Origin of the sequence: Nocardia sp. NPDC024068 (assembly GCF_040638875.1) — a bacterium.
Lineage (GTDB): Bacteria > Actinomycetota > Actinomycetes > Mycobacteriales > Mycobacteriaceae > Nocardia.
Map to the genome: position 1 here is coordinate 12238 of NZ_JBEZYU010000027.1, position 19239 is coordinate 31476.

Here is a 19239-nt window from a genome sequence, read left to right on the forward strand (position 1 = left end):
CGGCGCGGCCTCCCGGTGGCGGGCGGGCTCACAGCGGGGCCCGAGACCACCACTGTTCGACGTCCTGGCGTGCGGCCGATCCCCAATAGCGCACGAAGAGCAGCGAATTGCCCCGCGGTGAGTCGACGCCCGTCCCGAACTCGACCACCATATTCGTGCTGGACCGGCCGCGGTCGGCGGGATCGTCCCAGAAATGCGCGGTATACGGTTCGCCCTGTTTATCGCCGGATTCGGAATCGTTGGGCGGCAGCGAATCGACCACATCGCGGGCGGCCTCGGCGTCGGGATAGGTAAGGACCGTGTAATCCAGCCGGGTGGCGCTCAGGGTGGGCTGGCGGCAGTCCCAGACCGCCTCCCAGGGTTGCGATTCCAGCATCTCGCGGAACACCGCCACATCCTCGAGGATCGGAATACGGTCGCCGGGTTCGTACTGCCCGCACACCGTGTCCTGGTACCCGATGCCTTCGAAGCCCGAACCCTGCGGGAGCAGGGCCGGGAACAGCCGGCGGGTGCGGTCACCGGGTGCCGTACCCGGTGAGCGGCCCGCGTCGGTGGTGCCGGGACCGCTGGTGCCGGTGGGTTCCCGCTCCATGGTGGAGGGCGCGGGTGCGAACGCGGCGTCGTCCGAATCGTCACCGCCCACGACCACCAGCAGCGCCGCCACGATGAGCGCCACGATGATCAGCGGAATCAGGACCGCCACGGCGATCAGCGCCGCGCGATTGCCACCGCGCGACGACGAGTGCTCGGGATGGTAGCCGCGATACTGCCCCGGCGGAGGTACCGCCGAACCACCGGTCTGTTCGACGCCCGGCGCGCGGCCCGCGCCCGGCGGCGCCGCCACGACCACCGGCTGCGCCCCGGTGCGCTCGGCGTCGCCGGGGCCGGGGTGCGCGGCGCCCGGGACCGGATGCGCGGGCGGCGGCGCGGCAACCGCAGCTGGGGGCACGGCGCCCGGGGGTACGGCGGTCGCGGCGCCGGTCTGCTCCACCGAGGGCGGCGCCGGGTAGCCGGATCGGTCGCCCGCGGACTGGGGCGCCGGGGCGCCCGGAGGCACCGGCGCGCCCGCCGGGTACCGGTTCTCGGTGCCCGGGTACCCGGCGGGTGGCGCGGCCGGGAACCCGGTCGCGGCACCGGGATACACACCCCCGGGACCGCTGAGTTCGGTCCCGGGCGAATAGGTCTGCGTACCGGCCGGGGCCGTCAGCGCGTGTTTGGCGGCCGTCGCGAATTCCACACAGGTGCGATAGCGGTGACCCGGATGTTTGGCCATTGCTTTGGCCAGCACGGCGTCCAGGCCTGGGGGCAGACCGCGGCGTTTGACGGCCAGCGGCGGCGGCGCGAGCTGCAGATTGCCGTGGATGATATCGGCGGGGTTGGGCGAATCGAAGGGCGCCATTCCGGTGAGCAGCCAATACAGCGCGCAGGCCAGCGAATACTGATCCGACCGGCCGTCCATCTCGCCGCCGGTCATCTGTTCGGGCGAGGCGAAGGCCAGGGTCGCGGTGAACATGCCGGTCTGCGTGAGCCGGACGGTTTCCGCCCGTAACCGGGCCAGCCCGAAATCGGTGAGGAAAACCCGTTCGCCCTGGCCCGTATTGGCGCGCGCCAGCAGGATGTTGGAGGGTTTCACATCGCGGTGCAACACACCCATACCGTGGGCGTAGTCGAGGGCGTCGGCGACCCCGTCGATGATCTGCACGGCCTTGTCCGGCGGCAGGGTGAGCGGGTTGACCGTTCCCGCGTCGGCACCGTCGATGTACTGCATACACATCCACAGGTGCTCGCCCTCGACCCCCCGGTCGTAGACCGTGACGATGCCCGGATGGTCGAGCTGGGCCGCGAGATCCGCCTCCCGTTCGAACCGGGTGCGGATCGCGGCGTCGGCGAAGAGTTCCGGTTTGAGCAGTTTCAGCGCAGTCTGTTTCCCGAGTCGCGGATGGCGGGCCAGATAGACCGCGCCCATTCCCCCTTCTCCGAGCAGCCGCTCGACGGTGAACCCGGCGAACACGTCACCGCTGTTGAGCAACACGACCCCCTTCGGGTGACCGACAGACACGTGAGCCTACCGGGGCGGACGCGCCGGTAACGCTCCGACGACGGGAATCGGGGCACCTCATGAAAATCCTGATATTCCGGTCAGCCCGGGGTGACCAGGCCCGATTCGTAGGCCAGCACCACCGCCTGCGCGCGATCGCGCAGATCGAGTTTCGTGAAGACCTTCGACACATGCGTTTTCACCGTCTGTTCGGCGATGAACAACGCCGTGGCGATCTCGGTATTCGACATACCCCGGGCCACCAGTTCCAGGATCTCGCGTTCCCGCGGGGTCAGCGCACCGAGGGCGGGAGAGGGGCTTCGCCGCGCCGCCCGGCGGGCGGTCACCTCGGCGATCAACCGGCGGGTGACGGTCGGGGCCAGCAGCGCCTCCCCCGCGGCCACCACGCGCACCGCCCGCACCAGCTCCTCGGCCGGCGCGTCCTTGAGCAGGAAACCGCTGGCGCCCAGTCCCAGCGCCTCGTAGACGTAGTCGTCGATATCGAAGGTGGTGAGCATGAGCACCCGCACCGGCGGGTCGAACCCGGAGGACAGGATGGAACGGGCCGCGTCGAGTCCGTTCATCTCCGGCATCCGCACATCCATCAGCACCACATCGGGCCGCAACCGCGCCGTCTCGGCGACCGCCACTTTCCCGTCGGGGGCGTCGCCGACAACGCTGATATCCGGCTGCGCCGCGAGCAACGCCCCGAAACCCTGCCGCACCATGGCCTGGTCGTCGGCGATCAACACGGTTATTGCCACGAGCTCAGCTTAATTCCCGAACCGGCCCGGTGTGCGCCGCCGGTTCCCGGGGGGCGGCGCCGGCGGCGCACCGCCGAGCCGGATCGGTGCCGGAAGACAGCCCCTCAGACCGCTGTTCCGGTGCGAGGCAGCACCGCGGTGGCGAAATCCGGGCCCCCGGGCAGCGGGATCCGGGCGGCGACCCGGAACCCGCCGTCCGCCGTCGGCTCGGCGCTCAACCGGCCGCCGACCGCGACCGCCCGCGCCTGCATCCCCTGGATGCCGTGCCCGCCCGGACCCACCAGCACCGGTCCCGGCGCCGGACCGTTGACCACCGCCAGGTCGATCGACCCGCCGCAGTCGAGTGTCACCCGGACCTGCGCGCCCGGCGCGTGCCGGCCCGCGTTGGCCAGCGATTCCTGCACGATCCGGTACAGCGCCGAGCCCACCGTGTCCGGGATCGCCGCGAGCGTCCCCTCCACCGACCAGGTGAGATCCACTCCGGCCCGGGTGGCGCCGAGGAACAGTGCTTCCAGATCACGGGCGGTGGGCTGAGGGACGTTCTCGGCCAGCTGACCGTCGCTGCGCAGCACCCCCAGCAGACTCCGGATCTCGTTGAGCGCCTCCCGGGCGGTGGCGCCGATCGATTCGAACTCCGCGCGCGCCGAGTCGGTCACCCCCTCGACCCGGTAGGGCGCGGTCTGCGCCTGCACCACCACCAGCGACATATGGTGGGCCACCACATCGTGCAGATCGCGGGCGATCCGGGCCTTCTCCTCCAGAATCGTGCGCCGCGCCCGTTCCAGATCGCTCAGCTCCGTCTGCCGGTCGAGTTCGGACCGGGACCGGACCAGCGACCGCACCAGCAGCGCGACGAACACCAGGCCGCCCAGTGACACCGGCCAGGCCCACGGGTCCGCGCCCAGGCCCTCCGCGGACATACCGGCACCCAGCAGCAGTGAGGTCGCGCCCCACACCACGGCGGTCAGCTGGATCGTCGACCGTGTCGCCACCGCGAACACCAGGAAGTACAGGGCCACGATATGGACCACCTGGAACGGGATCTCCTCGCCGGGGAGATTCGGCACGGCCAGCGCGATGAGCAGGGCCGAACCGGCGGAGACCGCCCAGCCCAGCAGCGCGTTCACCCGCATCAGCAGCACCGGGAGGGCCGCGAACGCGGCGATCAGCGGCGCCAGCGCCGGCGGCACATCGTGGGTGAGGAACAGGGTGGGCCACGCCACCGCGTAGAGGACGATCGCCGTCAGCACCGTGCCGGCGTCGAGCCAGCCGCGCCATCCGACCCGGATGACGAAGCCCCACATACCGCGGCGCCTCGGGGCCGGTTTCACGACGGTCGTCTCGTTCATTCCCCCGACATTAGGAACCGGGGCCCCGCGGCGCCTCATACCGTGGGGTGAATTCCCGCCCGTACACGGGAGGGAGCGCGGGGCCGCTCTCGCCTGCCGGACCTGCACCGCAACCCCTCCCGAGCGGGACGCCGGCGGCCGCCTTCCATTCATAACGTCCTGCACCATGCCTGTCTCGAACAACGCCGGGCGCCACGGCGTGCCCCGGCCCCGGAGTTCCCGGCGAACCGTGATCGCCGGTGCCGGGATCGCCGCGGTGGTCGCGCTGTCGCCGTTGCCCGCGGCCACCGCCGCCGGGCCTTCGCCCGCCGTATCCCCCGCAGCGGCCGCGGTACGCGCGCTGACCTCACCGGGAGCCGCAGCGGTGATACCCGCCGATTTCCCCGCCGTCGCCGGCTATCTACCCGAACGGGTCGACGGGCTCCTGGTCGCACCGCACGGTTCGTGTTCGTCCCCGGTCCCGCTGCCGGCGGAGTTCGAGACGGCCTGCAAGTCCCACGATCTCGGCTACGACCTGCTGCGCTACGCCGACCGCACCGGACACCCGCTGGGTCCGTGGGCCCGCCGCGAACTCGATCGCACCCTCGCCGATCGCATGCGCACCGTGTGCACCCACCGGGTGCAGGCAGCGGCCCGCCTACGGTGCGCGGGGATGGCCGAGGTCGCGGCTGCGGCGGTGGGAATCAACTCGATGCGGCAGAGCTACGGGGTCCCGGTAGTGGAGCGGCTCTCCTTCACCGCCGGCGGCGACCGGTTGCCGCAGATGGCCGGGCTGTTACTCGCGGCACTGGTCGCCGCACTGTTCACGAGCCGGATCGAACCTCTCCCGTATGGGCGCTCGCCGGATCGAACCGGATCCCCGCGTACCGCACGCCGACGAGCGCTGCCACAGCCCACCATCGCGCAGACGAGTGCCCCGGCTACCGCAATCGTCATCGCCCGCCCCACCGCGGCGACGAGAGGCGAATTCCGATGAGTGTGCTCACCGTCGACCGTGCCCCGGACCGGCTCCGGGCCAAGGCCGCGATGCACCCGGCCCGCACCTGGTTGCCGCGGGAGTGGCCACCGGTCCGGGCGACCCTGGCGGTCGGCGCGGGCACCGTGGTCTCCCTCACCCCCGGTCTGCTCCCCCGGTCCGCGGCCGTCCAGGCCGCGCTCACGGCGCTGCTGGTCGCGGTCGCGCTCGGCCTCGCCTACGGTTTGCGATCCGTGGCGCGCCGGATCCCACCCGGCCTGCCCCGGCCCGTACTCTCCCGGCCGCTCATCGCGGCCGGTACCGGCGCCGCCGTCCTCGCGGCCGTCGCCTACGCGAACGAATGGCAGAACTCGCTGCGCGCCGCCATGGGCGGCGCGCCCGTACCACCGTGGTACTGGCCGCTGTGGGCGATCTGCGCGCTTCTGCTCACCGCCGGGCCGGCGACCGCGGTCACCGGGACCCGCTGGGTACTGCACCGTCTGGGCTGGTCGCGGGTGCTGGTGACGGCGGTGGTCGCGGCGTTGCCCGCGACCCTGCTCGGTATCCCCGCGGTGGCCGGTCCGGGCGGCCCGGTCGAATCCGGCCTGGTGCGGCCTGTCACGCCGACCCGCTCGGGTAGTGCCGAATCGCTGGTGAGCTGGGCGTCGCTGGGGCGGGAAGGCCAGCGTTTCGTGACCTCCGGTCCGCCGGGCGCGGTCCAGGTGTACGTGGGACTGGATTCGGCGCCGGATCCCGCCGCCCGCGCCGCGCTCGCGGTCCGGGAACTGGTGCGGACCGGCGGGTTCGATCGAGCGCATCTGGTGGTGGCCGTACCCACCGGGTCGGGCTGGGTGGACGCCCGGGCCCTGCAGGGACTCGGGACCCGTTTCGGCACGGATATGGCCGTGGTGGCGCTGCAGTACTCGGGGCTACCGAGTTGGGCGACCTTCCTGCTGGGCCGGGATAGCGCCGCCACCTCCGCGCGGGCACTGTTCGCGGCCATCGAGGCGCACAGCGCGACACTGCCGGATCCGCCGCGGCTGTACCTCTACGGGCAGAGCCTGGGCGCTTTCGGAGGTAGCGCGGTATTCGCCGGATCCGCCGAACAGAACCGCCGGGCCTGCGCGACGCTGTGGGCGGGCATACCCGGCGGTGGCGGGCCCGAACCGGGCGCGCGAACCGCGATCCTGGCCAACACCTCCGATCCGGTGGTCAGCTGGTCACTCGATCTGCTGTGGCGGCCGCCGGACCTCACCGGCGCCCGCCGGGACGCTCCGACCCCGCCCTGGCTGCCCGTCGCGAGTTTCGTGCAGACCACCACCGATCTGCTCGGCGCCCTCGGCGCACCGCCGGGACACGGCCATCGCTACGGCACCGACCAGGGCACCGCTATGCCCTCCTGCGATCCGGAACGCTGATCGATTCCGGTCCCGGACCGGCCGGTTTGCCCGAAGGATGCGGGCCGGTTCCGAGACAGGTCCCGGCGTCCACGCCGGGACCTGCCGTGCGCGCGCCGTCCTGTCGTGCCCTTAAGGTGTCCCACCATGGCTTCACCGAGTTACCACCACCCGCGTCGCGGGCGGCGCCGGTTCCGGCGGCTGTCGCGACCGGCACTGCTGATCGCCGCGCTGTTCGGTCTGGTGATCCCCGTGGTGCCGGCGCCCGCGTCGGAGGCCGTCGGTATCGACGCCTCGATCGCCGGGCCGACCGGTCTTGCGGTGGTGGATCTGACCTCGGGCGCGGCCGGCGCGGCCGCGGCGGCGGATATACCGCGCGATTTCGCGTCCTACTCGGGGTACCAGCCGATTCTCCGGCAGGGGCTGCTGGTGGCGCCCGACGGCCAGTGCTCCTCACCGGTCGAACTGCCCCCGGAGTTCGACACCGCGTGTATGGCCCACGACCTGGGCTACGACCTGCTGCGCTACGCCGACCGCACCGGCGCGCCCCTGGGCCCGTGGGCCCGGCACGCGATGGACCAGGCCCTCGGTGTGCGGCTGCATCAGGCCTGCGACGCGCATACCGAGCCGATGGTCCGCACCCGCTGTGAGACGTTCGCGGAGATCGCGTCGAAAGCGGTGGAGCTGAACTCGCGCCGCCAGCAGTACGGGGTCCCGGTGGTCGAAACCTTCACCCAGGCGGCCACCCATGCGGCGACCGGGCATCCGACCCAGCCGTGGCTGCTGCGGGCGGCGGCACTGAGCGTGGCGGCGCTGGCGCTGTTGTTCGCCGCCGTGCGCCGGCTGCACCGGCGGGTCCGCCGCCCGGCCCTGCCCGTTCCGGGCGTGGCCGCACGACTGGGTCTGCCGACGGGCCCCGGCGATCTGGTCGCACCCCGGCACCCCCGGCCGGGCCTCGTTCCCCGGTCCGTGCGGAATCTGGTGCGCCTGCCCGTGACGGCGGTCGAGATATCGGTCCCGCTGCCACAGTTGGACCCCGTTCCGCTACCGCGGCTACCGAAGCTACCCCCCGTCGCGCCGGAACGCGCCGGGGCCGAGTCGCCCACGGGTTGACCAGCCCTGTAACGCGTTCTAGTTTTGACCCTGTGCTGGTAGTGGACGACGCAGTCGAGGTGGATGCTCCTCCCGAGGTGGTGTGGTCGGTACTCACCGACTTCGGGCGATACGCAGAATGGAATCCGTTCATCGGCCGCTGCCGCGCGGAGCTGACCGTGGGCGCGCCGATCGATATGTCGGTCCGGCAGTTGCTGCCGCGACCACTGCCGATGCGCGAATGGATCCGCAGCGTCACCCCGGGCCGCGAGTTCAGCTACTCCATGAAACCGCTGCCGCTGGGCGCACTGCGCAGCCACCGCGCGCATACCGTGATACCGCTGGACGGCGGCCGCACCCGCTACGAATCGCATTTCGAACTCGACGGCTGGCTTTCGCCACTGGTCGGGCTCCTGTTCGGTCGCGGTTTCCGCCGCGGGTTCCCGGGGATGACCACCGGCGTCCAGGGCGAGGCCGAACGGCTGCACTCCCACTGATCGCCGGTATCGGCAGCCATCGCTCCGGGCCGGACGTGGTCCGGTACGCACCGAAAAGGCGGTGACCCGATCTTCGGATCACCGCCTCTCGTACGATTCCGCCACCCCGGCGGAGGACCCGCCGGGGTTCGCGGTCAGGCGATCGCGCCCCGCGCCGCCTCGTAGGCCGCACCCACCCGGTACAGCCGGTCGTCGGCCAGGGCCGGCGCCATGATCTGCAGGCCCACCGGCATCCCGTCGTCGGCGCTGAGCCCCGAGGGCACCGACATCGCCGGATGCCCGGCCAGGTTGGTCGGCAGCGTGCACAGATCCGACAGGTACATCGCCAGCGGATCGTCGACCTTCTCGCCGAGCTTCCACGGGGTGAACGGGCTGGTCGGCGACACCAGGACGTCGACCTGCTCGTAGGCCTTGTCGAAATCACGGGCGATCAGGGTGCGCACCTTCAGCGCCTGCCCGTAGTAGGCGTCGTAGTACCCGGCCGACAGCGCGTAGGTGCCGATCATGATGCGTCGTTTGACCTCGGGACCGAAGCCGGCGGCGCGGGTGGCCGCCATGACCTGTTCGGCACTGTGACTGCCGTCGTCGCCGACCCGCAGCCCGTACCGCATGGCGTCGAAGCGGGCCAGGTTGGACGAGACCTCACTGGGCAGGATCAGGTAGTAGGAGGCCAGGGCGTATTCGAAATGCGGACACGACACCTCGACCACATCGGCGCCCAGATCCTTCAGGACCCCGACCGCGGCATCGAAGGAGGCCAGCACACCGGCCTGGTAGCTGTCGGAGTGCAGTTCCTTGACCACGCCGACCTTCACCCCGCGCAGATCGCCGCCCGCACCCCGGCGAGCGGCCTCGACCACGGGCGGCACCGGGACATCGCGGGAGGTGGAGTCACGCGGATCGTGCCCGGCGATCACCTCGTGCAGCAGCGCGGTGTCGAGAACCGTCCGCCCGCACGGGCCGCCCTGGTCCAGCGAGGACGCGCAGGCCACCAGACCGAACCGGGAAACGGTGCCGTAGGTGGGTTTGGTGCCGACCGTCGCGGTCACCGCGGCGGGCTGCCGGATGGAGCCACCGGTATCGGTGCCGATCGCCAGCGGCGCCTGATAGGACGCCAGCGCCGCCGCCGAGCCACCGCCGGAACCGCCGGGGATACGGTCGGTATCCCAGGGGTTCCGGGTGGGGCCGTAGGCGGAGTTCTCGGTGGAGGAACCCATCGCGAACTCGTCCATATTGGTTTTGCCGAGAATCGGGATCCCGGCCGCGCGCAACCGCTGGGTCAGCGTCGCGTCGTAGGGCGCCACCCAGCCCTCGAGGATCTTCGACGCGCAGGTGGTCGGCATATCGGTCGTGGTGAACACGTCCTTGAGTGCCAGCGGCACCCCGGCCAGCGGCGAGGCCGGCGCGTTTCCGGCGGCCAGCGCGGCGTCCACCTCCGCGGCGGCGGCCAGCGCCTGTTCCCCGGCCACATGCAGGAACGCGTGGTATTCGCCGTCGACCTCGGCGATCCGATCCAGATGCGCCCGGGTCACCTCCACCGAGGTCACCTCCCGGCCGTGGATCTTGCCGGCGAGGTCGGCCGCGCCGAGTTTCGTCAGATCGGCGGCGCTCACGCTGTGTTGATTGCTCATTCGCCCTCCCCCAGGATCTGCGGGACCAGGAAACGCTGCTCCTCGGCGGCGGGCGCGCCCGCGAGGGCCTGCTCCGGCGTGAGGCACGGACGCACCTCGTCGGCGCGGGTCACATTGGTCACCGGATCCGGCGACGAGGTGGCCGGAACGTCGGCGGCGGCGACCTCGGAGATGGTCTGCACATGGCTGAGGATCGAATCCAGCTGCCCGGCGAACTGATCGAGTTCGGCCTCGGACAGCGCGAGCCTGGACAGCCGGGCGAGGTGTGCGACCTCGTCGCGGGAGATGGCGGTCACCGCGAACCCCTTTCGGCGATAGTTTCGATTGTTACGGCGATCGATCACGAGCACCGGTCAGCCTAATGGTGCGGTCCCCACGGGCCGGTGGGCAGGCCGTGCGTTCCGGTTCCGGCCGGAAAAATTCGAAAGTTGCACATTTCACACCAGTCGACTATCTGTGAACCCCGGGTAGCACGCACAATTCGACTCGATAACCCTCCGAAATGGGTGTAAGCATGAGCAGACCGGGTATTCGTTGAGAGCCTCGGTCACAGAAGGAAAGGGAAACGCACGTGTCATATCTGCTCCGCGTGCAACTTCCGGATCGCCCGGGAAGCCTCGGCTCGCTGGCCGTGGCCCTCGGAACCGTCGGTGCCGATATCCTTTCGCTGGACGTGGTCGAGCGCGGGGCGGGCTTCGCGGTCGACGATCTCGTGGTCGAGATCGCGCCGAACGCGCTACCCGACACCCTCATCACCGCCGCCGAATCACTCGGCGACGTGCGGGTCGACTCCATCCGGCCCTATTCCGGCGTCCTCGACACCCACCGCGAGCTCGAGCTCATCGACAATGTGGCCAATGCCCGCGACGACAGGTTGCAGGTGCTGGTCGACGGCGTGCCCCGGGTTCTGCGGGTCGGCTGGAGCACGGTGCTGGATATCGGCGAGCAAGGCGCCTACCGCGTGGTCGGCAGCCAGAGTGCCCCGCAGACCCAGGCCGGGTCGGTGCCGTGGATGCCGCTACAGAAGCCGCTGGCACTCGACGGCGACGCCGACTGGGTGCCCGAGATCTGGCGCGATATGGACACCAAACTGGCCGCCGCCCCGCTGGGCCCCTCGACCAAGGCGCTGCTGCTCGGCCGGCCGGGCGGACCCGACTTCCGGCCCTCGGAGATCGCGCGGCTGGGCTATCTGGCCGGGATCGTGGCCACGGTCCTCGGCTGACGGGCCACCGCCGCGCCGCTGTACCGGCGGCCGCTACCCCGCGCCACCGGGTTCGACGATCCGCCACCGGTCCGGTTTACCGGGCGGGTACGCGACGGTGAGGGTATCGCCGATGGCCGGCCAGTACGCGGCATCCCACACCATCCGGCCGTAGACCACGGTGCCCGTCTCGGTGGGGCCGGTGAGGTTACCGGTGATGGTGACGAACTGTTCGCCCATCGCCTCGGGTCGCGGACTCACGCCGGTGAGATACAGCGACCCGACCTCGGCGTCGGCGGGCAGCCGTCCGCCCCGCCGCCCGCGAAACACCAGGACGAGCATTCCCGCCAGTGCGGCCACCATGATCACCAGCATCGCCAGTTCGAACACTCCACCATGCTAGGCCCCGGCGGGGCGGGGACGACCGCCGACGCCCCGGGGAAAGCGCCCGGACCCGCGAGCACTTCGAGCCCGGAACCCCACCGGCACCTCCGAACGCCCCCGACCGGCGAATCGTCCGCACGAACGGCCGTGCGGCGGAGAAAAACCGGCCGGAACCCCGGGGAACCCGTACTTCTGTGACTCCGGGCTCGGCGCGAATCAATGTGAAACGACGGGGTATCCCTTCCCTACCGGATGTGGAAGGAAGCAATCGACATGCCGGATTCAACGATAAGGGCAGGTGCAATGGGAAGCCGTGTAGCGAGCCTCGTCATCCTCGTCTGGTTCGTGGCGGGCATTATCGCCGCGTGGCAGCGGGGCTATTTCAACGATCCACCGGAGGAGTGCTCACACCTCGCGACGCTGACGGTCACCGTCGTCTCCGGGCCCCTGAACTACGTGGGACTCAATCCGCGTATGGGATGCACACTCCCCGAACCGAGTAAGTGATCCCGGAACCGGCCGCCCGATCGGGCGGCCGGTTTCACGTTGCCGCCACAGTGCTGGCCCCGGCGCCGGAGCGGCGGATGGTCCAGGCACCGGTGCGGGTCCGCGCGGACCGGCCGTTCCCGCGATCGACCAGCGCGCGGTCGCCGGTGGTGTACACGAGTTGCGCACCGCGGGTGTTGGTTTCCGGGTTCTGGAACAGCTGGACCAGCCGGTCGGCCTCCTCGATCGTCAGCCGGTCGCCGAGATCGTCGACAACCAGCACCTTTCCGGTGTCCAGGGCATCGAGGAGCATGGGCAGCAGCCGCAGTAACGCCAGGGTGGCCGACGATTCCTCGGCGAGGGTGAACACCGGCTCCACCCCGCTGTGCACCAGCCGGAGGCCCACACCGCGGCGCGCGACCATCCGGGTGTAGAGCGCATCGCGGGCGTTGCGCATATTCGTGAGTTCACGCGCGAGCTGAACGGAGGTCAGCCCGCTGTCCTCCGCCAGCTGCGCCGCGTAACCGGGCGAGGCGGCGGCGTGATCGAGCTGCTCGGTCAGCGCCGCGATATCGGCGTCCAGATCACGCAGATAGTCGGCGTACCCGGGATCGTTCTGGGCGATGAGCAGATCGGTGATCCCCAGATCGGCCGTCTGCAACAGGGTGAGCAGCCGGGCCGCGTTCTCGGTGGACCGGGACAGATGCGATCCCACCCGGCGCTCGACGGCCTCGATATCCCCGGCACCGCGGACGACCTCGAGCATGGTCTCGAACCACCGGTAGGCGGGAACCAGCGCCTCGGCATACATCTGGCCCGCCAGGCTCAGCAGCAGCGCGTTGGGCCGCACCAGCGGTACCAGCGCGGTGATCCCGAAACGCGCCGGTTCGAACATGGGCCCGACCCGGACCAGCTCGCCCTCGCGTTCGAAGACGATCCGCCGGCGATTGCGTGGATGGCTGTACAGCCATTCGGCGGCCACATCGGCCGCGTCCGTGCGGAATCCGTAGGTGTACGGGATCCCCTCGGCCACGAAGACCGCTTCGAATTCCGAGGCACGCCCGGTGTGCGCCAGATGCGGGGTGCGTACCGGTCCGGCGTACGGGTCCCAGCCGGTCACCGATTCCAGGACCGCGTCCCGCATATGTCCCAGCGCGTCGACCAGATTGGATTTTCCGGCCGCGGGCCCGCCGTGCACCGCGGTCACCGGGATCGCCACCGGCGCGGCGACGCCACGGGTCAGCCGCAGTTCCTGTAGGTCGGCCAGGGATTTGTGATTGGACACCCGAAAACTGCGCAGCATCCCGCCATCCTGCCGTGTCCGGTCCCGATGCCGCAGGACGGGGAGCCGCCCGTGTCGGATACGCCGCGCGAACGATCTCGGGGTTGGTCCGGCGGACCGGCTGATCCCGGGGCAGGCGCCGGTGGGCGAGCTGCCCCCGGGGCGCGCCGGTGGGCGGGCTGAACCCGGCGGCGGGCGCCGGTGGGCGGGCTACCCTCCGTCGCCGGGCTCGGCGGGTGGCCGGACCGCGTCCGGACCGGATTCCAGCAGCAGCCGGAAACCGTCCTCGTCCAGGATCGGCACCCCCAGTTCCTCGGCCTTGGCGGCCTTGGTGCCCGGCGCATCCCCGACCACGACGAACGCGGTCTTCTTCGATACCGAACCGGCCGCCTTACCGCCGCGCAGCAGGATCGCCTCCTTCGCCCCGTCCCGGGAGAAGCCCTGCAGCGACCCGGTGACCACGATCGACAACCCCTCGAGGGTGCGAGGAATCGACTCGTCGCGTTCGTCGGCCATCCGCACCCCGGCGGCCCGCCATTTTTCGACGATGGCGCGATGCCAGTCGACGGCGAACCACTCCGCGACCGCGGTGGCGATGGTGGGCCCCACCCCCTCGGCGTTCGCCAGTTCTTCCAGCGATGCCTGCTCGATCCGTTCGATACTGCCGAATTCGGCGGCCAGCGCCCGGGCGGCGGTCGGCCCGACGTGGCGGATGGACAGCCCCACCAGTACCCGCCACAGCGGCAGATCCTTGGCCGCGGCCAGATTGTCGAGCAACCGGCGTCCGTTCGCCGAGAGACTGCCGTTCTTGTTGACGAACAGGCCGACCCGCTGCAACCGGTCGGCGTCGAGATCGAAGAGATCGCCCTCGTCGTCGATCGCACCGGCATTCAGCAGGGCGATGGCCGCCTCATAGCCCAGTGCCTCGATATCGAAGGCGCCGCGCCCGGCCACATGGAACACCCGTTCCCGCAGCTGGGCGGGACAACTGCGCTGGTTGGGACAGCGGATATCGGCATCGCCCGCTTTCTCGTAGGCGAGTTCGGTACCGCATTCCGGGCAGTGCGTGGGCATCACGAACTCCCGCTCCTCGCCGGTACGGGCATCCGCCACCGGGCCCAGCACCTCCGGGATCACATCACCGGCTTTCCGGATCGTGACGGTATCGCCGATCAGGACGCCCTTGCGCACCACCTCGGCGGCATTGTGCAGCGTCGCCATCGCGACCGTGGACCCCGCGACCATCACCGGTTCCATCACCGCGAACGGGGTGACGCGACCGGTACGTCCCACGTTGACCGCGATATCGCGCAGTTTCGTGGTGGCCTCCTCGGGCGGATATTTGTAGGCGATCGCCCAGCGCGGTGCGCGCGAGGTCGACCCCAGCCGGCGCTGCAGCAGCAGTTCGTCGACCTTCACCACCAGGCCGTCGATCTCATGTTCGATATCGTGCCGGTGCTCGGCCCAGTAGGCGATCCGTTCCAGCACCGCGTCCACGCCCTGCACCAGTTTCGTATGCGCGGAAACCGGCAGGCCCCAGGCTGCCAGGGCGCGATACGCCTCGTGCTGGGAGGCGGGCGTGTACCCCTCCGTCCGGCCCAGACCGTGACAGATCATCCGCAGCCGCCGGCGCGCTGTCACCGACGGATCCTTCTGGCGCAGCGAGCCCGCCGCGGTGTTGCGCGGATTCGCGTAGGCCGGCTTTCCTTCCGCCACCATCGCGGCGTTGAGGGTTTCGAAATCCTCGAGCCGCAGATACACCTCACCGCGGACCTCGAGCAGCGCGGGAACGGGAAACTCCGGATCGGCCGTGAGCTCGCCCGGGATATCCTCGACGGTGCGCGCGTTCAAGGTGACGTCTTCACCGGTGCGCCCGTCGCCGCGAGTGGCTCCGCGGACCAGTTTCCCGTCGCGATAGACGAGATTCAGCGCGACGCCGTCGATCTTCACCTCGCACAGATAGTGCAGGCCCGGGCCGGTCTCCTCCTCGACTCGCGACGCCCACGCCCGCATATCCGCCTCGGAGAAGGCATTGTCCAGGGAGAGCATCCGCTCGAGGTGGTCCACCGGGGTGAAATCGGTGGCGAATCCGCCGCCCACCAGCTGAGTCGGCGAATCGGGGGTGCGGAGGTCGGGGAACTGCTCCTCCAGCGCCAGCAGCTCCTGGAACAGGGCGTCGAATTCGCCGTCGGAGATGATCGGCGCGTCCCGCACGTAGTACCGGAACTGATGTTCGCGGACCGTATCGGCGAGTTCCTGCCAACGCGCGCGCTCCGGCCCCGCGGCGGGGGCGGGAGCGGCATCCGTATCGGGCTCGGTGGGGCTTCCGATCTCAGTCACATCTGGCAGATTAGTCCAGCCCACCGACAGCGCGGGTACACCGAAACCGCACGTCGCGGGCGCGGGCCGGAGTTATTGCGCGACCACCGATTCGGGGTCCCGGGTGAAGGCCGTCGCGGTATCGGAGGCCAGCCGCAGCGCGTCGCGCGCCCAGTCCGGCTGCGCCCCGGCCAATCCGCACGCCGGGCTCACCAGCATCCTGCGAGCCAGTTCCGAGCGCGGGAATCCGAGCCGATCGATCAGGCGGACTCCGGGTTCGGCGATCTCGCGCCAGGCCGGCGGCGGCGCCGGCCGGGTCGCCGGAACCAGCCCGAGCACGAGATACTTACCCCGGTCGAGCGCCTCACCCAGCGCGTCGAGTGCCGCTGTCCCGGATACGGTGGCCAGGTCGAATCCGAGCGCCGTCGCGGACGAGCGGCCCAGGAAGGCCAGCGGAGGCGGACTCGCACAGGTGTGCACCAGCGTCGGCACCCGCTGCTGGTCCAGTACCGAGTCCAGCAGCGACAGCGCCTCCGGCTCCGGTACGGCGGCGACCGTGTTCAGCACACTCGCGCCGCGCAGCGAGCCCTCGAGCACCTGCCCGAGCAACGGTTCGTCGAGCTGCACGACGACTTCGGCCTCGAGCCGGGCCCCGATCTCGGCGATATGCGCCGCCAACCCCTCGGCCAGCGAGCCCGCCAGATCACGCACCGCGCCCCGATCGGTGAGCACCCGATGCCCACCCGGCAGCTCCACCTGCGCGGCGAGGGTCAGCGGACCGGCCGCCTGTACCTTGACCGTCCGGCCGGCACCGCGCAGGCCGGCGTTCTCCCACGCCTCCTGCAGGGCGTCCAGATCGGTGCGCAGCAGATCATGGGCACGCCGCGAGGCCGACCCGGGCCGGGCCGCCAGCCGGTATCCGCGCGGGGTGAGGTCGAATCGCATATCGACCAGCAGCGCCGATACCCGTCCGATCATGTCGGCCCCGACCCCGCGGTCCGGTAGCTCCACCAGATGGGGCAGGCCGGGCAGCTCACCGACGATAACGGCCGCGGCCTCCCGCGGGTCGGTGCCCGGCCAGGAGCCGACCCCCGTCGCTACGCCAACCGGAAAACCGGCCGCGCTCATCGAGACGCGCCGGCGGTGGCCGTGCGCGCGGTCGCGGAGATCGTCCCGCTGCCGAGTACCGCGTCGCCGTCGGCGTCGGGCCGGTACAGCACCGCGGCCTGACCGCGGGCCACTCCGCTCAGCGGTTCCCGCAACCGGATCACCATCCCGGCCGCGGACGCTTCGGCGGTGGCGGGCGCCGTACCGCCGTGGGCCCGGACCTGCACCACACAGTCGATCGGCCCCTCCGGCGCCGCGCCGGAGGTCCAGACGGCCCGGTCGGCCTCGATCTCCCAGACCTCCAGATCGTCGACCGAGCCCACATGCACGGTCCCGGAGTCGGAATCGATACCGGTGACGTAACGGGGTTTTCCGTCGGGCCCGGGCCCCGGCAGGCCGAGACCCTTGCGCTGGCCGATGGTGAAGCCGTGCACGCCGTCGTGGCGCCCCAGCTCCGCGCCGTGGGAGTCCACGATGGCGCCCGGCCGGATGCCGATCTTCGCGCCCAGGAAGGCCTGGGTGTCACCGGAGGGGATGAAGCAGATGTCGTGGCTGTCGGGTTTGTTCGCCACCGCGAGCCCACGCTCGGCGGCCTCGTCCCGGATCCGCGGCTTGGGGGTGTCGCCCACCGGGAACATGGCCCGCCTCAGCTGGTCCGCGGTCAGCACCGCCAGGACATAGGACTGATCCTTGTCCGCGTCCACCGCCCGGCGCAGCACACCGTCGGCGAGCCGCGCGTAGTGCCCGGTGACCACGGCGTCGAAGCCGAGCGCCACCGCGCGGTCGGCCAGCGCGGAGAACTTGATCTTCTCGTTGCAGCGCAGGCAGGGATTCGGCGTCTCCCCGGCGGCATAGGCGGCGACGAAATCGTCGATCACGTCTTCTTTGAACCGGTCGGCGAAATCCCAGACGTAGAACGGGATACCGAGCACATCGGCGGCGCGGCGGGCGTCACCGGCGTCCTCCTTGGAGCAGCAGCCGCGCGATCCGGTGCGCAGGGTCCCCGGCGCGGACGAGAGCGCCAGATGCACTCCGACCACCTCGTGCCCGGCATCGACGGCCCGTGCCGCCGCCACCGCCGAATCCACTCCGCCACTCATCGCGGCGAGTACGCGCATATCTACGCACCTCCTCTCGCACCGGCCAGACCCGCGGCCCTGGCTCGTTCCACCACCTGCGGCAATACATCCAGCAGAGCATCGATATCGGATCGCCGCGAGGTGTGGCCGAGGGAGAAGCGCAACGAACCCCGCGCCTCCCGGGCGCCGACACCCATGGCGATCAGTACATGACTCGGCGACGCGACTCCCGCCGTACACGCCGAACCCGTCGAACATTCGATCCCCGCGGCGTCGAGCAGCATCAGCAGCGAGTCGCCCTCACACCCGGGAAAGGTGAAATGCGCGTTACCCGGCAGCCGGCGCTCGTCGTGCGGGCCGTTGAGGATCGCCTCCGGAACGGCATCGCGCACACCGGCGATCAGTGCGTCGCGCAGCACCACCAGTTCCGCGGTCCGCGAAGACATCTCGGCGACGGTTTCGCGCAGCGCCGCGGCCAGCCCGGCGGCGGCCGCCACATCCGAGGTACCCGAACGCAGGTCACGTTCGTGCCCGCCGCCGTGCAGCAGCGGTACACAGCCCACCTGCCGGCCGAGCAGCAGCACGCCCACCCCGTGCGGCCCACCCAGTTTATGCCCGGCGAAGCTCGCCGCCGCGAGCCCGCTCGCGGCGAAATCGATCGGCATCTGGGCGGCGGCCTGCACCGCGTCGCTGTGCATCGGTACGTCCGCCGCCTGCGCGGCGGCCGCGAGTTCACGGATCGGCTGGATCGCGCCGATCTCGTTGTTCGCCCACATCACCGTCACCAGCGCGATCTCACCGGCGTTTTCGGCCAGCGCGGCGCGCAGGGTTTCGGGGGCGACGAGGCCGTCGGCGTCCACGGGCAGCCAGGTGACGCGGGCGCCCTCGTGCCGTTCCAGCCATTCCACCGCGTCGAGCACCGCATGGTGCTCGGTGGCCGAGGCCAGAATCCGGGTACAGCGCGGATCGGCGTCGCGGCGGGCCCAGTAGATGCCCTTGACCGCGAGATTGTCGCTCTCGGTTCCGCCGGAGGTCAGGATCACCTCGGAGGGCCGGGCACCGAGGTCGGCGGCGATCGATTCGCGCGATTCCTCCAGCCGCCGCCTGGCCTCCCGGCCGGATCCGTGCAGCGAGGACGCGTTACCGACCTGCGTGAAGACAGCGTTCATCGCCTCGATGGCGGCGGGCAGCATCGGTGTGGTCGCCGCATGATCGAGGTAGACCGTCGTGGGCACACCGCTGACAGCACCCGGGAAAGCCGACTTCATGACCGACAAAGCCTATCCCACCATTGACCTGGGCATCTTCGGGGGCCTCCCCCCGCTTTCTACGATTTTTCTACGATTTGCACGCGATTCACAACCGCGCAGGCACCACCGGCATTCCCGGATTCCGAGTGCCCGCCCGAACCAGCTCTACGACTTCACCGAAGCCGAGGTCTGCGAGGCCGACACCTGTGTCGTTGGAAGAGTAAGAAGTATCCAGAAGCCACGGGAGATGATGAACTGCCCGTGATGATAGGACGGCGGGCACGGCCCGGGACCGGCAGTTGTGACGGTCCCGCCGCCCGCCGGGAAGTAAATGAAGGCGCACGGAAAGAAGATGAAGTAACACCGTGAGGAGAAAGGAGGCGTTGCCCGTCGGGTCCCCCGTGAAGC

The 19239-nt window shown here is 70.6% G+C and carries 17 protein-coding genes; 6 read left to right on the forward strand and 11 right to left on the reverse strand.

The annotated features are described in order from the left end of the window. Positions 1 to 28: 28 nt before the first annotated feature. The 3 genes from AB0F41_RS20180 to AB0F41_RS20190 form a co-directional block, all read right to left on the reverse strand. Positions 29 to 2032: a protein kinase gene (locus AB0F41_RS20180; protein ID WP_357425932.1), complete on the reverse strand. Its 2004-nt coding sequence runs from the start codon at positions 2030 to 2032 to the stop codon at positions 29 to 31. A gap of 107 nt (positions 2033 to 2139) precedes the next feature. Next, positions 2140 to 2802: a response regulator transcription factor gene (locus tag AB0F41_RS20185; RefSeq protein ID WP_357425934.1), complete on the reverse strand. Its 663-nt coding sequence runs from the start codon at positions 2800 to 2802 to the stop codon at positions 2140 to 2142. Between the two features lie 104 nt (positions 2803 to 2906). After that, complete coding sequence (locus AB0F41_RS20190) at positions 2907 to 4151, reverse strand: sensor histidine kinase (protein ID WP_357425936.1); 1245 nt, start codon at positions 4149 to 4151, stop codon at positions 2907 to 2909. 166 nt (positions 4152 to 4317) lie between these two features. On the opposite strand from AB0F41_RS20190, the gene AB0F41_RS20195 reads away from it, so the two are divergent. The 4 genes from AB0F41_RS20195 (at position 4318) to AB0F41_RS20210 (ending at position 8092) form a co-directional block, all read left to right on the forward strand. Beyond that, the gene (locus AB0F41_RS20195; RefSeq protein WP_357425938.1) at positions 4318 to 5127 is read left to right on the forward strand and encodes a hypothetical protein; all 810 of its coding nucleotides are present in this window, start codon (positions 4318 to 4320) and stop codon (positions 5125 to 5127) included. Further along, on the forward strand, positions 5124 to 6524 hold the full coding sequence (locus AB0F41_RS20200) for an alpha/beta-hydrolase family protein (RefSeq protein WP_357425939.1): 1401 nt from the start codon (positions 5124 to 5126) through the stop codon (positions 6522 to 6524). The genes AB0F41_RS20195 and AB0F41_RS20200 overlap by 4 nt, the downstream gene beginning before the upstream one ends. A gap of 126 nt (positions 6525 to 6650) precedes the next feature. Then, positions 6651 to 7616: a hypothetical protein gene (locus AB0F41_RS20205; RefSeq protein WP_357425941.1), complete on the forward strand. Its 966-nt coding sequence runs from the start codon at positions 6651 to 6653 to the stop codon at positions 7614 to 7616. Between the two features lie 32 nt (positions 7617 to 7648). Further along, a complete protein-coding gene (locus AB0F41_RS20210; protein ID WP_357425943.1) occupies positions 7649 to 8092 on the forward strand; it encodes an SRPBCC domain-containing protein in 444 nt (147 codons plus the stop codon). Positions 8093 to 8226: 134 nt separating this feature from the next. Here AB0F41_RS20210 and gatA read toward each other — a convergent pair whose 3' ends face one another. Together gatA and gatC are read right to left on the reverse strand one after the other, a co-directional pair. Next, entirely contained in the window at positions 8227 to 9723 is a 1497-nt protein-coding gene (gene gatA, locus AB0F41_RS20215) for an Asp-tRNA(Asn)/Glu-tRNA(Gln) amidotransferase subunit GatA (protein ID WP_357425945.1), read from the reverse strand. Continuing rightward, the gene (gatC, locus tag AB0F41_RS20220; RefSeq protein WP_357425947.1) at positions 9720 to 10019 is read right to left on the reverse strand and encodes an Asp-tRNA(Asn)/Glu-tRNA(Gln) amidotransferase subunit GatC; all 300 of its coding nucleotides are present in this window, start codon (positions 10017 to 10019) and stop codon (positions 9720 to 9722) included. The genes gatA and gatC overlap by 4 nt, the downstream gene beginning before the upstream one ends. Before the next feature lie 275 nt (positions 10020 to 10294). On the opposite strand from gatC, the gene AB0F41_RS20225 reads away from it, so the two are divergent. Continuing rightward, positions 10295 to 10945, forward strand: coding sequence for an amino acid-binding protein (locus AB0F41_RS20225; RefSeq protein WP_357425949.1), 651 nt, complete (start codon positions 10295 to 10297; stop codon positions 10943 to 10945). 33 nt (positions 10946 to 10978) lie between these two features. Here the strand turns inward: AB0F41_RS20225 and AB0F41_RS20230 are convergent, their stop codons facing one another. Further along, positions 10979 to 11314 (reverse strand): hypothetical protein, encoded by a 336-nt coding sequence (locus AB0F41_RS20230; protein ID WP_357425951.1) that lies wholly within the window; start codon positions 11312 to 11314, stop codon positions 10979 to 10981. Between the two features lie 297 nt (positions 11315 to 11611). On the opposite strand from AB0F41_RS20230, the gene AB0F41_RS20235 reads away from it, so the two are divergent. Next, positions 11612 to 11815, forward strand: coding sequence for a hypothetical protein (locus tag AB0F41_RS20235; RefSeq protein ID WP_357425952.1), 204 nt, complete (start codon positions 11612 to 11614; stop codon positions 11813 to 11815). Positions 11816 to 11849: 34 nt separating this feature from the next. Here the strand turns inward: AB0F41_RS20235 and AB0F41_RS20240 are convergent, their stop codons facing one another. The 5 genes from AB0F41_RS20240 to AB0F41_RS20260 all read right to left on the reverse strand — a co-directional run bounded on the left by AB0F41_RS20240 (position 11850) and on the right by AB0F41_RS20260 (position 18849). Then, the gene (locus AB0F41_RS20240; RefSeq protein WP_357425954.1) at positions 11850 to 13097 is read right to left on the reverse strand and encodes an AAA family ATPase; all 1248 of its coding nucleotides are present in this window, start codon (positions 13095 to 13097) and stop codon (positions 11850 to 11852) included. Between the two features lie 189 nt (positions 13098 to 13286). Beyond that, complete coding sequence (gene ligA, locus AB0F41_RS20245) at positions 13287 to 15407, reverse strand: NAD-dependent DNA ligase LigA (protein WP_357426037.1); 2121 nt, start codon at positions 15405 to 15407, stop codon at positions 13287 to 13289. A gap of 81 nt (positions 15408 to 15488) precedes the next feature. Then, positions 15489 to 16523: a methionine synthase gene (locus AB0F41_RS20250; RefSeq protein ID WP_357425956.1), complete on the reverse strand. Its 1035-nt coding sequence runs from the start codon at positions 16521 to 16523 to the stop codon at positions 15489 to 15491. Further along, complete coding sequence (gene mnmA / locus AB0F41_RS20255) at positions 16520 to 17620, reverse strand: tRNA 2-thiouridine(34) synthase MnmA (RefSeq protein WP_357425958.1); 1101 nt, start codon at positions 17618 to 17620, stop codon at positions 16520 to 16522. Before mnmA ends, AB0F41_RS20250 begins: the two co-directional genes overlap by 4 nt. Before the next feature lie 2 nt (positions 17621 to 17622). Beyond that, the gene (locus AB0F41_RS20260; protein WP_357425960.1) at positions 17623 to 18849 is read right to left on the reverse strand and encodes a cysteine desulfurase family protein; all 1227 of its coding nucleotides are present in this window, start codon (positions 18847 to 18849) and stop codon (positions 17623 to 17625) included. Between the last annotated feature and the right edge of the window lie 390 nt (positions 18850 to 19239).

What these genes read in the sequence shown, in the direction of transcription:
- AB0F41_RS20260 (WP_357425960.1), bottom strand. Translation starts at nt 18,849, where the DNA reads ATGAAGTCGGCTTTCCCGGGTGCTGTCAGCGGTGTGCCCACGACGGTC.
- AB0F41_RS20195 (WP_357425938.1), top strand. Translation starts at nt 4,318, where the DNA reads ATGCCTGTCTCGAACAACGCCGGGCGCCACGGCGTGCCCCGGCCCCGG.
- AB0F41_RS20205 (WP_357425941.1), top strand. Translation starts at nt 6,651, where the DNA reads ATGGCTTCACCGAGTTACCACCACCCGCGTCGCGGGCGGCGCCGGTTC.
- AB0F41_RS20235 (WP_357425952.1), top strand. Translation starts at nt 11,612, where the DNA reads ATGGGAAGCCGTGTAGCGAGCCTCGTCATCCTCGTCTGGTTCGTGGCG.
- AB0F41_RS20200 (WP_357425939.1), top strand. Translation starts at nt 5,124, where the DNA reads ATGAGTGTGCTCACCGTCGACCGTGCCCCGGACCGGCTCCGGGCCAAG.
- gatA (WP_357425945.1), bottom strand. Translation starts at nt 9,723, where the DNA reads ATGAGCAATCAACACAGCGTGAGCGCCGCCGATCTGACGAAACTCGGC.
- AB0F41_RS20190 (WP_357425936.1), bottom strand. Translation starts at nt 4,151, where the DNA reads ATGAACGAGACGACCGTCGTGAAACCGGCCCCGAGGCGCCGCGGTATG.
- AB0F41_RS20250 (WP_357425956.1), bottom strand. Translation starts at nt 16,523, where the DNA reads ATGAGCGCGGCCGGTTTTCCGGTTGGCGTAGCGACGGGGGTCGGCTCC.
- AB0F41_RS20240 (WP_357425954.1), bottom strand. Translation starts at nt 13,097, where the DNA reads ATGCTGCGCAGTTTTCGGGTGTCCAATCACAAATCCCTGGCCGACCTA.
- mnmA (WP_357425958.1), bottom strand. Translation starts at nt 17,620, where the DNA reads ATGCGCGTACTCGCCGCGATGAGTGGCGGAGTGGATTCGGCGGTGGCG.